This window comes from Amphibacillus sp. MSJ-3 (genome assembly GCF_018919165.1).
Taxonomy (GTDB): Bacteria; Bacillota; Bacilli; order Bacillales; family Amphibacillaceae; genus Amphibacillus.
The window spans coordinates 46,071-60,397 of the sequence record NZ_JAHLQM010000003.1 but is presented as its reverse complement, the minus strand read 5'-3'; the positions used below and the strand labels follow the sequence as shown (position 1 = coordinate 60,397).

Genomic DNA, 14,327 nt, shown 5'->3' with positions numbered 1-14,327 from the left:
CTTACCATTCGATTTCTTCAACAGAACGCGGACGTGGATTAATAACTGTTTCTCTAACTTTGGCATCATTGATATAGATGACTCGGTCAGCCATTGACGCAATTGAAGAGTTATGCGTGATAACAATCACTGTCGTCTTTGTTTCGCGAGCAGTATTTTGAAGTAATTTCAAGATTTGTTTACCTGTTTCAATATCAAGTGCACCCGTTGGCTCATCACATAGTAATAATTTAGGGTTTTTCGCCAAGGCCCGTGCAATCGCTACCCTTTGTTGTTCTCCACCCGATAGTTGAGCAGGAAAGTTATCCATCCGGTGAGCTAAACCGACACTCGCTAAAACTTGGTCGACATCTAAAGCATTCGGGGAAATTTGCGTTGCCAATTCAAGATTTTCTCTAGCCGTTAAATTAGGGACTAAATTATAAAATTGAAAAACAAACCCAACCTCGTCACGACGGTACTGAGTAAGTTGCTTCATTGTATATTTTGCAATGTTTTTACCATCAACCCATATTTCTCCTTCATCTGGTTTATCCATTCCACCGAGAATATTAAGAACAGTCGATTTCCCAGCCCCACTCGGACCTAAAATAACAGCAAATTCCCCTGCTTCAATCTCAAATGTAATTCCATTATTTGCAACAATTGTATTTTCGCCCATCTGATAACGTTTATATTCATCAACTACTTTTACATAACTCACGTTCAGTTCCCCTTTATATATGTTTATTTATCTATCAATCCAAAACAATTCGACCATACGCTTATTTCTTAACTGACAAGGAATCAAACCCAGATCAGTAAGAGACCGAAATTAAGTACTTTATTCCACTTGGGAAATGAAGAAATAGATGTTTCCAGTCAATCAATCTATGATAAACTATCCTATTTGTAAACATTTTCCTTTGATGATACAATTGTATCATCACTATAATTGTATTATCATTTTTAACAACTTACAACACAACCAACCTCGGACTATACAAAAAAGGAGAATCTGTAATGTCAAAGAAATCTGAGCTACAACGTAAAAAATTTCTTCGTTTATCTAATGAAGAATCAAACCGCTTTACTAAAGAATGTATTGAAACAGCATTGTTAGTTTTATTAGAAGAGAAAGACTTTAGAGCGATTTCTATTACAGATATCGTCAATCGGGCTGGGGTCTCAAGATCAGCCTACTATCGGAACTATTCATCAAAGGAAGATATCTTAAACAACTATTTAAATACAGTTGTCCAAACCATTACTGATTCTTTAGACATGCACAAAGATTATTACAAGGATCTCAATTTCTGGATTTCTGTCTTTGAACGGGTTAGAACTTATTCTGATCAATTCGCAACCCTGCTCAAAGCTGGATTTGATAGCGTCATTCTTTTAAGCGTTAATAAAACAATGTTAGACAGCCTTTTGAAGGAAGATAACATTTTTAGCGATAGATATGAAGTGTTTTTTTGGAATGGTGCCCTCTACAATTTACTTCGGGAATGGGGCAATTCTGGAATGAAGGAATCAGATAGAGGGATGGCGATCATTTGTCGGAATATTTCAAGCAACTTTCTTTGCCATCATCGATCTGATCAGGTTTTTGATGCCTAACTCTAAATATTCTTTTAGTATTTCGTAAACTTTATGTTTAATTTCCCAAAAAAGAGGAACTGTTAATACTGTGCGAACATTCAAAATAAGTTAACCATTGTTTCACCAATACGTTCTTATGGAAAACTGTCTGTTCGCTTAGATCTTAATTCACAAGATATGGAGGATGATTTTAAATGAAAGATAAAGTGATGGACACACTTCAAAAACTCGGCAGAACTTTTATGCTACCAATTGCTTTACTTCCCGCCGCTGGTCTTATGCTAGGAATTGGTGTTTCATTCTCTGGCGATTCTTTTGTAGAATTGTATAATTTGGAGAATATCCTTGGTGAGGGTACTGTTCTGAACGGGGTTCTATCGATTTTAGCAGATGCCGGTAATGTTGTCTTTGAAAACTTACCCCTATTATTTGCGATAGCTGTAGGCCTGGGGATGGCTAAGGCTGCCAAGGAAGTTGCGGCTCTCTCTGCTGCAGTAGGCTACTTATTAATGTATGCTGGGCTAACGAGTACACTCGAAAACTTTGGCAATATTGAAGAGCTGAAAGAAACGGCTGGACTTATTGGCTCTGTACTCGGATTTGAAGAAACACTAAATATGGGTGTGTTTGGTGGAATCATCATTGGTTTAATCGTTGCTTATCTTCATAATCGTTTCTATAAAATTGAGTTTCCCGATGCACTATCCTTCTTTTCCGGAACTCGCTTCGTCCCTATTATTTCTGCCTTTGTTGGCGTTCTGGTCGGAATTGCAATGGCATTTATCTGGCCATATGCCGGTGCTGCCATCGCTTGGTTAGGTGAACTGGTCGCTGATTTAGGCTATATTGGAACATTCTTGTATGGTTTCATCTATCGTGCCTTAATCCCATTAGGTTTACACCACGTCTTTTACCTACCTTTCTGGCAAACAGCACTTGGTGGGGTAGCGGAAGTTGCAGGTCAAACAGTAGAAGGTGCACAAAATATTCTTTTTGCCCAACTTGCCGCTGGTGAAGTGATCGATCCCGAAGCTGCTCGATTCTTTTCAGGGATGTTCCCCTTCATGATCTTCGGATTCCCAGCAGCAGCATTAGCCATGTATCAAACCGCTAGAAAAGAACGAAAAAAAGACGTCAAAGGTTTAATGATATCCGCTTCATTAACATCAATTTTTACTGGGATAACTGAACCGATTGAGTTCTCATTCTTATTCGCATCACCATTTTTATACTTTGGGGTTCACGTTGTATTAGGTGCAACCTCATTTATGATTATGCATATGCTTGAAGTTGGCGTTGGCTTGACCTTCTCAGGTGGTCTTTTAGACTTTATTCTTTATGGTGTACTACCGGGGCAAGCAATGACGAACTGGATTTCGGTTGTCATCGTCGGTGTGATTTATGGATTCATTTATTACTTTGCCTTTCGCTTCTTTATCACTAAATTCGATCTGAAAACACCTGGACGTGAAGAAGGCTCTCAAGAATCTAAACTTTATACAAAAAAAGATTACAAACAGAAAAAAGCTAATCAAAAAACTGAGACAAGCAAGGATCAAATGTCAGAAGATATCATTACAGGACTCGGCGGTGCTAATAACCTAAATGACCTAAGCAACTGCGCAACCCGCTTACGTGTCAATGTTAAGGATCATTCACTTGTTAATCAAGATTTACTAAAATCAACCGGAGCTGCAGGTGTAGCTGTACGAGGAAACAACGTCCAAGTAATCTACGGTCCAAAAGTAGTTAATATTAAATCACGTGTTGATGAATATCTCGAAACCATTGATCAAACAACGGACAATGACGAAGATAAAAAGTAAATTCAAACAAAAAGTATTCTTTGTCAAATAACGTTGGCGAAAAATTTAGTCAACCAATTATTTAAATCATGTGAGTAATTAATAAGGCTCAAGTTTTGTACTCTGATTTCTCTGACTCGCACTACATTCGACAGGCTTTCCGCAGGCACGGCCTCGGGTGCACAGGATGTAAGTCAGTTAAACGTCGCCACAAAACTTGACTTCTTTAATCTAACATTCCTTAAGTTTCTTACTGGATCTACGGACTCGTGCTATCCCTGCAGGAGTCCGTCAATTTCCATTCGAGTCAACTTTGATAGTAAAAGTTACACTTTTAAACATACTTCAATGTCTCTTATATTACTTTAGGAGTTATTTTGAATTAATTTTAAGTTTTATTTTTCTTTATAAACAATACTGGAAGAACTTTTTAAAATTTAAACTCTAAAAAGGCGAATTCCACTAAGGAACCGACTTTTTTTGCTAAAACACCAGTTTATTTAGTTCATTTGTTTCTTGTCTGCAATTGCAATTTCTACTTTTACTACCATTGTTGGAACAATTGGAATTATAAAAAGAAACAAAGATAAAGCAATAGCCCTTCTCATTGTCTCACCACCATATGTTTATCTTGCCATCGGTTTTTAAAAAGTATATTACTAATTCCGATATCTAATCTAGCTTCTTTCTTCCACTTTAATTCCTCTTCTAGTGCAATCTCAATGGCTTCATTTATTAATGAATAAACCGCATAAAATCAGATTTTAAACCTCTGATTTTATGCGGCTTTATTTTTATGCTTTTTACTAAAATCAATTCATTTTTAACTCATGTCCCAGCCCTGTAATACTAATCTTAGTATTTATAAAAAATACCTAGTCTATTCTTACAAATGGAAAAGTAAATACATCTAGTATTGACGATTCCAGTGATAGATGGCCCAAGCGGTCATTAGCTAAAGAATGATTGCTAGTAGGGACTTTCCCATGTTTCACTTGACCAGGAGCACCATTAACCCCTGGGGTATAGATATTGTCACCAATTTCAAACATATAATTACGCTGTTGATCACTATCCCAGAAACCTTTGCCATCATTAAAGGCGACTTCCGCACGACTTGCTTCACCAATATTAAGTGTTATTTTACTATAACCCGCTATTTCAGATTCCTCCATCTTAACCCCTGGGGCAATTGTCCATCTTCCACCCTCTGGCCGATAATGAACATATGGAGTCTCAAAACCTCTTTGATAATAGATTGTTACTTTATTACCTTCCTCTAAAGCATCCGGCTTACCAGGGGATACTTCACCAGGTGAACCCCCTTGTCCCGGAATATAGGTATTGTCACCAATTTCAAACATATAATTACGTTGTTGATCACTATCCCAGGAACCTTTGCCATCATTAAAGGCGACTTCAGCACGACTTGCCTTACCGATGTTAAGTGTTATTTTACTATAACCCGCTATTTCAGATTCCTCCATCTTAACCCCTGGGGCATTTGTCCATCTTCCGTCCTCTGGGCGATAATGAACATATGGAGTCTCAAAACCTCTTTGATAGTAGATTGTTACTTTATTACCTTCCTCTAAAGCATCCGGCTTACCAGGGGATACTTCGCCAGGTGAACCCTCTTGTCCTGGAATATAGGTATTGTCACCAATTTCAAACATGTAATTACGCTGCTGATCACTATCCCAAGAACCTTTGCCATCATTAAAGGCGACCTCCGCCCGACTTGCCTCACCGATATCAATGGTTAGCTTACTATAGCCATCATATTCTGAATCTTCCATTGCTAATCCTGGTGCGCTTGTCCACTTACCACCCTCTGGACGATAGTGAACATATGGGGTCTCAAAACCTCTTTGATAGTAGATTGTTACTTTATTACCTTCCTCTAGAGCATCTGGCTCACCAGGCATAATACTACCTGGACCCGAATGGCCCGGAATAAAGGTATGAACACCTGAATCAAACAAATAGTTATCTCCATTATTATTATCCCATGTACCTTGGCCATTATTAAAAGTTGCCTCTAAGCGGTCAGCTTCTCCAATATCAATGGTTAACTTACTATAACCAGCAATTTCAGCATCTTCCATTTTCACGCCCGGAGCTACTGTCCACTCGACACCTTCAGGTCGATAGTGTATATATGGCGTATCAAATCCTTTTTTATAATATACAGTGACAGAATTCCCTTCTGGTTCTTCTTGAGTTGTTACTTTCAACATTTCACTGGGATCAGATTTCTGTCCATCATACCCCTTAGCAATCACTGTATATGTGTAGGCTGTATCCGGATCCAAATTAGTATCTGTATACGACGTTTGACTTGTATCACCAACAACTTCTCCATCTCGTAAAATTTCATAACCAACGACATATCCATCAGATGGATCCCATTCAAGCGTAACCGCTGAATCCGTTACATTAACGACATTTAAGTTCTTTGGTGTTGTCGCTGGCTCTTTTGGTTCCCTGTCAATTGGATCTGAATCAAGCCATTTCTCTCCATCATACCAACCGACCCGGTCAATTTGAAATCCCGGCTCATTAGGTCCTGGAATTTGCCTTCCTGAACTATCCTTAAATATAATATTTGCACTTTGGGCATTTTCAAAAACGTATACATACCAATCATCCTCAACTAGAGTCATCTCTGGCGCCGTATCCCAAGTGACTTCAGCCTCATCTGGTAACGCATCATAGTAGTAAATCTGCGGTGTTCCCCAATCTGCCGGTTTCTTAAAATATACTTCAAGTAACTGATCTGGATCCCGCTTTTCATAGGTATAGCTTTTTGTTTTAACTCCATTTTCATTTTCTGCATAGAGTTTCAATGTTACTGTTTCATCAAACTCCATATCAGCACCAATTGTTATCACTTCGCCATCAGTAAATTCAGTACCCTCTTCCGGATGACTCCCATCAAGTGTATATTTTCCTGTTTCTGCACGATCAACATTTAACGTAATCGTTAGCTCATCTGTCTTGAAAGAGTGACTTCCCGGTGTAGCTGAAACAATTGGTAGATTCGTTACTGGCTCAGCCGTGTCTTCAATCAGGATGATGCCTTGTGTACCGGCATCAAATGTTGCTAGACCATTTACAACTGTTGTTTCATCGCCAGTATAAGCATTTCTAACCACAGCTCCGTCTTCAAAAATACCTTCTACAGTCACTTCAGTCTTTCCTTCTGCACCTGTTGCTACAACAACCTGATCAACTAAATCATCCGATTCATAAGTTCGGGCAAATGTATATGGACGATCAGCTAATTTATGATGGGCTCCTGCACCAACAGCTATGTGATCATTTCTAAACTGGCCAAGTTTTTGCCAATGTGAAAGAACCTTCTCATTTATATTATCCCAGTTCATTGATGAACGGGTACCTTGATCAGAATCCGAACCACTATCTCCTAATGGACGAGCTGTTTCATCGCCATAAAAGGTTTGTACCCCACCAGGAAGTAGTAATAGTGCAGTACCTGCTTGAATTAGATCATCTCTACTATATAGTTTTGTATCATGAGACGAGATATAACTTAACATATTGAAATCTGGATCAGTATTAATTGTTTTTGCATATCTAGCAAAGAGACCTTCTAAATCATTCAAATTTGAATCTTGAAATTCAAAATTAATCACTGAATCAAAACCATGATCGAAATATTCACTCTTACCGAGGCCATGACCAAAGACCTCTGCCGTCATCCAAAAATCATCATCCCAATTAGCACCAGGACTATCTGGGTTATTCTCCCTCCATGTCTGTAACGCAACTTCAGCTTCAGCCTTTAACTCTGCCCAGCGATCAATTTCCACATGTTTTGCAGTATCGACACGGAAGCCATCAATCCCAAATTCCTCAACCCAGGAGGTTATCCATCTAATGAAGTAATCCTTCGGTGCGATATTTAATTCTTTTCGATAAGGCTCTGCGGCTGGTACAAGCCAATCCTCATACCCACTCGATTGGTTTTCCCACTTATTTTTTAAGATTGGCGGTAAGGCAACGCCTGAAGTTGTTTCAGTTTTCACATCGGGCAGAAAACTTAGACACATTGTTGTTTCGCTTCCACCACAATTATCATATCCAGCTGTTTCATCTGCGCGAATCCAGTCACTTCCCCACCAATTCGCCCAAGCTGCCTCATCTTTTTTATTGACAATATCGTTATGTGTATGCCAATCTTCCCCTTGATCCCGATTCGGTGTCCAATCTCTTGGAAGGCCACCAGAATTACCAAAATCAAAATCATGCATATCAACAATCGTTGGATAGCCAACATGATTCATCACGATATCAAGGACAACCCTAATTCCCAATGAATGCGCAAGATCAACAAATTCACGCATCTCATCAATCGTTCCCATATTCTGATCCATTGCTGTGAAGTCGAGTCCATAATAACCGTGATAAGCATAATGGGCAAAATCACCATCGTCTCCACCGCCGACCCATCCATGAATTTGCTCCCATGGTGCTGATATCCATATGACATTCGTACCTAAATCTGTAAAATAACCTTCCTCTAATTTCTGCGTCAATCCACTGATGTCGCCACCGTGGAAAGTCCCTACATTTGAACCCCAAGCATCTGTGCTCGGTCTTCCATAAGCATCATCATTACTGGTATTTCCATTGTAAAAGCGGTCAGTCAGTACAAAATAAACGTTTGCATTGTCCCATGAGAATGGTTTATCGACGAGGTCACCAGATTCATCGAATCTTTCTCTAGCATCCACCACTAAGTTCGATGGCATCATAAAGACCCCTTCAAACATTGGCAGGATCATTATCAAACATAGCATCATGCTTAATACTCGCTGAAATTGTTGCTTCATTTTCTACTTCCTCTCCCTTCAGTTTTAGAAAACATTTAATAGCTGATGCACCAAACCGATCATCCGAAAACCTTCAAAACAAGATCATCTCCTATTTCTATATTTGTAAGCGTTAACAAAATTTAGTGTTCTATTAACGATGCACATAAGTTAAAGTAGAGAGCTTATATTCAGTTAAGCTGCATTAAAAGTCTGGATTTACAAGTAAAAAGGGAATCTATTAAAAGAAGCTGATAAGCTTTTTGCTTTTCTGGTAGAACTGGATATGGAAAAATCATGTTGCGAAGAATGCTCTTGCTGCTATATTGTACAAAATAAGCAAATTCAACTAAACAAGCGAGTGCTTTTAGAATTTATTAAACTAGTTGATTATCATTAGCTGAGAAGAAAAAATGATAGAATCACCTGACTAATTAACATTTAAATCAAACAATCGATTGTCTAATTGAATCGAATTGACTCACTTATCTATTACAGTCAGAGATCAGAAAAGGTCCATTTATATTAGTAAATTGTTAATTACATCATTAGCGATCGCTAAAGAAAGCGTTTGCTCTAACTATCATTCATTATACCTAAGGACAAATAAGTGTCAAGAGTAAAATACACTGCTAATAAGTGGATTTCCCACTTACAAAGCTTAGCGTCTTTCGAATCCCACAAGTGGGAACCCTACTGGCAGTTACACTACGCTAGAACATCCTTTTACTGACCACCAATCTTCTATTTATCATCCAACCCTTTCACTTTTATGATTAGAGTATGAGATTTACAGTTAGTTAATCTATGAAAAGACCATTTAAAAATTGAAGTTTCTATATATTTATGATCAAACGTGAGGCTAGTCCTTTGCTATATATGGCTGGTCAATTAGCAAGGGAAATCTACTTATAAAAATAACCCTCTCTTCCTAAATTCATAGAAGGGGACTTCTAAAAGAGGCTAATCGATTAAATCCAAAAGGGTTTTCTAACTATAAATATTTATATAGGAAGATGTTGACATCAAAAAAGCTAAGTGTTATTCTTTTAATGAATTGAATATGTTTCTTCGGGGCAGGGTGCAATTCCCGACCGACGGTGACAAGGATCAACTTGAAGTCCGTGACCCGCAATTTTTTTGCGGTTGATCTAGTGAAAATCTAGAACCGACAGTTAAAGTCTGGATGGGAGAAGAAAAACTAATTAGAAAACACAGCAGGATAAGTGTATCCTTTTTGCCGTAGTTTCTTTTAGTCTATTAATCAAAGCCTCGTGGTCCACACAAGGCTTTTTTTGTTTAGAAAGGAGGAGGATAGATGCATGAAAAATATATGAAACTAGCCATTCAAGAAGCCAAAAGAGGCTTCGGTAGAACCCTGACTAATCCTTTAGTTGGTGCAGTCATCGTCAATAATCAAAAAGTCATTGCAAAAGGCGCCCACTTAGAATATGGCAAAGAACATGCAGAAAAAAATGCTCTCTCATCATATAAAGCCCCTAACAAACAATTCGATTCAATTCTCTATGTCACACTCGAACCTTGTAATCATTATGGTAAACAACCCCCTTGTACACAGGAGATTATTAATAGTGGAATAAAACAAGTCGTCATTGGACAGCTCGACCCTAATCCCTTAGTTTCAGGTAAAGGAAAAGAAACATTAGAGCAAAATGGCATCAAAGTGATTACAGGTGTCTTAGAAACGGAAGTCCGTGAATTGAATCCCTTTTTCAATTGTTTCTATGAACAAAATCGCCCCTATATCACCTTAAAGCAGGCAATCACTTTGGATGGCAAGCTATCTTTGTTTTCCGAGCGGACGGCGATCACAGGAGAGGATACTTATAAATACGTGCGTAAAGAGCGCGATCATTATCAAGGGATCTTAGTTGGTAGTCAAACGGTTCTAACTGACAACCCCTTCTTATTAGGAAGCGGTCAAGGCTTACACCCCATTCGAATGGTGTTAGACCGGCGCGGACGATTGTTTAATCAACTCGATCTAAATATTTTTACCAACCAAGCGAGTCCAGTTTGGATTTTTACCGAACAAAAGGTGGAGCTTAGCCTCCCCGAACATGTTGACCTAATCTTTAAAAAAAATATAACAATCGAATCCGTTATTGATGAATTAGTGAAGAGAAATATCCAATCTCTTTATGTAGAAGGCGGAGCAAAAATCCATGATAGCTTTTTAAACAGTGGTTATTGGGATGAGCTGATCACTTACATCTCACCCAAAATAATTGGTGGTAACGGTGTGCCAGCAATGTCAAGTACAAGAAATGCTAATCGATTAATCGAATTAAGAAATGTAAATGTTGAATTTATTGATCAAGATATAAGAGTTTCTGGAAGAAGGTGTTGAAATTGTTTACTGGCCTTATTCAAGAACAAGGGAAAATTTTAAAAATCAACCGGAAAGCACACACAATACAGTTGACTTGTCAAGCCTCTAAGAAGATATTAGCTGACTACCAAATTGGAGATAGTATGGCGATTAATGGCGTTTGTCTAACGGCAATTGCCAAGACTGATTCCAACTTTACGGTGGATATCATGCCGGAGACTTTTTACCGGACAACTTTTTCAAAATTAAAAATAAACGATCAGGTGAATTTAGAACGGGCGCTAGCTTTTCATGGAAGGTTGGAAGGACATTTGGTAGCTGGGCATATTGATACAACTACTCGCCTGATCCAAAAAAGAAGCAATGAAAATGCATTGATTTTAACCTTTGACTATCCTCAGGACCACCAGGGAGAAATCATTCCCCAAGGATCGATTGCAATTAATGGGGTTAGCTTAACAATAACAGAAGTACAGGCACGATCTTTTTCTGTTAGTTTAATCCCGCATTCAAAGGATCAGACAAATTTGGGAACTTTAAACCGTGGCGAATATGTCAATGTTGAAACAGATATGGTTGGAAAATATATCAAAGCGCAAGCGCATTTTACGGATAAAAGATTGGGAGGACTTCTATAATGACTAAGCGTATTGAACAAGCAATTGAATCCTTAAAACAAGGGAAGCTCATCATTGTCGTAGATGATGATGATCGGGAAGCTGAGGGGGATCTGGTTGGATTAGCAAACTTAGTTACAGCTGAGACTGTTAACTTTATGACCAAACAGGCTCGCGGTTTAATCTGTGCCCCTATTTCTGAAGAGATTGCCAATCATTTTGGACTTACGGAAATGATAAAAGAGAATACAGATTCTTATCGAACTGCATTTACAATCAGTATCGATCATCAAGACACTTCAACAGGTATTTCCGCCTTTGACCGGGCAAAGACAATTAAGGAATTAGCTAACCTAACTAATCAAGCTAGCGTTTTTCATCAACCAGGCCATATCTTCCCCTTAATCGCTAAAAAAGAAGGGGTATTAGCAAGAAGAGGCCATACTGAAGCGGCCATTGATTTGGCCAAGCTAGCAAAAGAGCCACAAGCTGCCTATATTTGCGAGATTTTAAATGAAGATGGAACGATGGCTCGAAGACCACAATTAGAAATCTTAGCAAAAAAGTGGAAGATGCCAATCATTACTATTGAAGAGTTAGTCACATATTTAACGGCAAATCAAGGGTTAACAGTAAAGTTACCGACAGCCTATGGTAACTTTGATTTAACTTTGTTTGAAGATGAAACAAATAAAGAACATCTTCTTCTATCCAAAGGTGAGATTAGAGATCTTAAAGAACCTTTACTTGTTCGGATTCATTCGGAATGTCTAACAGGGGATATTTTTGGTTCTCACCGTTGCGATTGTGGTGAACAACTACATGAGGCGATGCGTATGATTGAAGCAAATGGTGTCGGAGCAATTCTTTATCTTAGACAAGAAGGACGCGGGATTGGTTTGAAAAATAAGCTAAAAACCTATCAACTACAAGAAGAGGGTTTAGATACCTTTGATGCAAATCTCGCCCTGGGCTTTAAGCCAGATGAGAGAGATTATCGCTTTGCAGCACAAATCCTTAAGTCATATGGAATTGAGAAAATCAAATTACTGACAAATAACCCTAACAAAATTGATCAATTAAATGCTTTTGGAATTGAAGTGATACAACGCATTCCATTAGAAATAGATCCGGAGAAGGAAAATCTCCATTATATGAAAACTAAAAAGGAAAAGTTCCATCATCTACTATCAATTAATTAAAGGAGAATTAATATGCCAACATTCGAAGGAAATTTTAACGGGAAAAATATAAAAGTAGGAATTGTGATTGCTCGTTTTAATGAGTTTATCACTTCAAAGCTATTATCAGGAGCAATCGACAATTTAATGCGCCATGGAGTTAAAGAAGAAGATATCGATATTTATTGGGTACCAGGTGCATTTGAGATTCCTTTTATCACTAAAAAATTAGTCGGACAAAATAAATACGATGGCATTATAACCCTTGGTGTCGTGATCCGAGGTGCAACAACACATTATGAATTAGTCAGTAATGAAGTTGCCAAAGGTGTCGCACATATTGGACTAGAGTCAGATATCCCCGTCTTGTTTGGGGTGCTAACAACTGAAACGATTGAGCAAGCAATCGAACGCGCTGGAACAAAAGCAGGTAATAAAGGCAGTGAAGTTGCTCAAGGATTACTAGAAATGATCTCACTTAATAAGGTGATCTAAGGTAACTTTAACATTCAACAACATTGAGTGAAAGATTAGAAGCTGGAACATAAGTAGCCTTACTAAGTAAATAGAAGCATTTTTATTTCTGTAATATTCTAGATCATTTGAAGTCTTAGCGTTATGGCTTGTGAATTTCCCTAACTTCACGGCCAATAACGCTAAGTCTCGTTCTTTATATGCTTTGGATTTACCTCTTAAACGACTAGCTGCTTTAGTAGCTGATTGTTTAAGGTGCTCTTTTCGTTTCTTTAAAAATAATCCATTTATGATCTATCCCAAGAGTACCAACCAAGTGATTGGAAGATCGGCTAGTGACTCCCATGGAAAAAGTGCGAGTCCAAAAATCCTTATGGCGACACAGCAGTGGAGCGATAATAATTGTGGCATGGGACTGGGACTGGGGCTGCGGTTACTCGTCCCATCGAAGTGATTTGCGGTTACTCGCCCCACCAAAGAGACTTGCGGTTACTCGTCCCAGCAAAAACATTCACCTACGGAAAGCGCCCACCTAGAGTGTAAATCGTGGCATGATAAATCTAAACTATTTAAGTCATGATGAATCTATTAAATGATCATAATATCAAAGAGGGAATCCAGTATCTACTGAATTCCCTTTTTATTTTAGCTGGGTTTTATCCCTGACTCTTTCCTGTTTAATCTTACAAAGCCACGATTAAATTATATAAATTTAGTATTAATAACGAAATGATGATGAGCTTAAAGATCAGGTCAACCTGCTCAATTGAGAGCCACTTTGCCAACCGACTACCGATTAGGCCTCCTAGAATCCCACCAATTACCATACCCGGTAACATCGTTAAATTATAACTTCCCAAATCAACAGTTACACTTGTGATAAAAAGTGAGGATAGCTGTGAAAAGAAGATAATAAAAATTGAATAAAGGCCTGCTTTCTTTGTATCCAAAGCAAAAAGTAAGCTTAATATTGCAATATTATGTGGACCGCCACCGATATCTAAAAAGGCAGATAATAAACCAAGTATAAGCCCTACCAACAAAATAATCCATTTATTTTCAATATGGTAAGATGGAAATTTGTCTTTATATTGAACATAGACGAATACGGCGCTAAATATAATAATTAAAAAACTAGTTTGAATGACTCCAACCCAACCGTAAGCTAGTAATGACGTGAAGATACTTTTCCCTAACAAACCACCAATCACCGATCCACTAGCAAGTAAGATTGCTTGGATCTTATCCATCGTTTTAAGGTCACGGCGTTTAGTCCATAATGAGACTGTCGACATCCCCAGAACAGTCGTTGATGAAAGAACTCCAATCGTCCCAATCGGATAATGCCCTAAGAAATCCAAAATTGGTTTCATAAAAACTCCCCCACCAATTCCAGCAATTGCCCCAATGGTACTAGCCAAAAGCCCAATCATAAAATACAAAAAAATCATTTACGTTCATCCTTTGCTGTCTAT

The 14,327-nt window shown here is 38.3% G+C and carries 9 protein-coding genes and 1 riboswitch; of the genes, 6 read left to right on the top strand and 3 right to left on the bottom strand.

Annotated elements, in window-relative coordinates; all coding sequences use genetic code 11:
• Position 1 precedes the first annotated feature (1 nt).
• Positions 2-703, bottom strand: a complete 702-nt coding sequence (locus tag KQI76_RS01735; protein WP_216398575.1) for an ABC transporter ATP-binding protein — start codon at positions 701-703, stop codon at positions 2-4.
• Positions 704-1,002: 299 nt separating this feature from the next.
• Between KQI76_RS01735 and KQI76_RS01730 the strand changes: the two genes are divergently transcribed.
• Both KQI76_RS01730 and KQI76_RS01725 read left to right on the top strand, forming a co-directional pair.
• On the top strand, positions 1,003-1,602 hold the full coding sequence (locus KQI76_RS01730) for a TetR/AcrR family transcriptional regulator (protein ID WP_216398574.1): 600 nt from the start codon (positions 1,003-1,005) through the stop codon (positions 1,600-1,602).
• A gap of 176 nt (positions 1,603-1,778) precedes the next feature.
• Positions 1,779-3,410, top strand: coding sequence for a PTS transporter subunit EIIC (locus KQI76_RS01725; protein WP_253288754.1), 1,632 nt, complete (start codon positions 1,779-1,781; stop codon positions 3,408-3,410).
• A gap of 854 nt (positions 3,411-4,264) precedes the next feature.
• Here KQI76_RS01725 and KQI76_RS01720 read toward each other — a convergent pair.
• Positions 4,265-8,167 carry a carbohydrate binding domain-containing protein gene (locus KQI76_RS01720; RefSeq protein WP_216398573.1) on the bottom strand — a complete coding sequence of 1,301 codons (3,903 nt, stop codon included), beginning with the start codon at positions 8,165-8,167 and terminating at the stop codon, positions 4,265-4,267.
• Between the two features lie 1,123 nt (positions 8,168-9,290).
• Positions 9,291-9,429, top strand: a riboswitch (FMN riboswitch).
• Positions 9,430-9,545: 116 nt separating this feature from the next.
• Here KQI76_RS01720 and ribD point away from each other — a divergent pair.
• The 4 genes from ribD to ribH are packed head-to-tail and all read left to right on the top strand — an operon-like array spanning position 9,546 to position 12,873.
• Positions 9,546-10,598: a bifunctional diaminohydroxyphosphoribosylaminopyrimidine deaminase/5-amino-6-(5-phosphoribosylamino)uracil reductase RibD gene (ribD, locus tag KQI76_RS01715; RefSeq protein ID WP_216398572.1), complete on the top strand. Its 1,053-nt coding sequence runs from the start codon at positions 9,546-9,548 to the stop codon at positions 10,596-10,598.
• Positions 10,592-11,218, top strand: a complete 627-nt coding sequence (locus KQI76_RS01710; protein WP_371817639.1) for a riboflavin synthase — start codon at positions 10,592-10,594, stop codon at positions 11,216-11,218. Before ribD ends, KQI76_RS01710 begins: the two co-directional genes overlap by 7 nt.
• Positions 11,218-12,399, top strand: coding sequence for a GTP cyclohydrolase II (gene ribA / locus KQI76_RS01705; RefSeq protein ID WP_216398570.1), 1,182 nt, complete (start codon positions 11,218-11,220; stop codon positions 12,397-12,399). The genes KQI76_RS01710 and ribA overlap by 1 nt, the downstream gene beginning before the upstream one ends.
• Positions 12,400-12,411: 12 nt before the next feature.
• Positions 12,412-12,873 carry a 6,7-dimethyl-8-ribityllumazine synthase gene (ribH, locus tag KQI76_RS01700; RefSeq protein ID WP_216398569.1) on the top strand — a complete coding sequence of 154 codons (462 nt, stop codon included), beginning with the start codon at positions 12,412-12,414 and terminating at the stop codon, positions 12,871-12,873.
• 662 nt (positions 12,874-13,535) lie between these two features.
• Here ribH and KQI76_RS01695 read toward each other — a convergent pair.
• The gene (locus tag KQI76_RS01695; RefSeq protein ID WP_216398568.1) at positions 13,536-14,303 is read right to left on the bottom strand and encodes a TSUP family transporter; all 768 of its coding nucleotides are present in this window, start codon (positions 14,301-14,303) and stop codon (positions 13,536-13,538) included.
• Positions 14,304-14,327 lie beyond the last annotated feature (24 nt).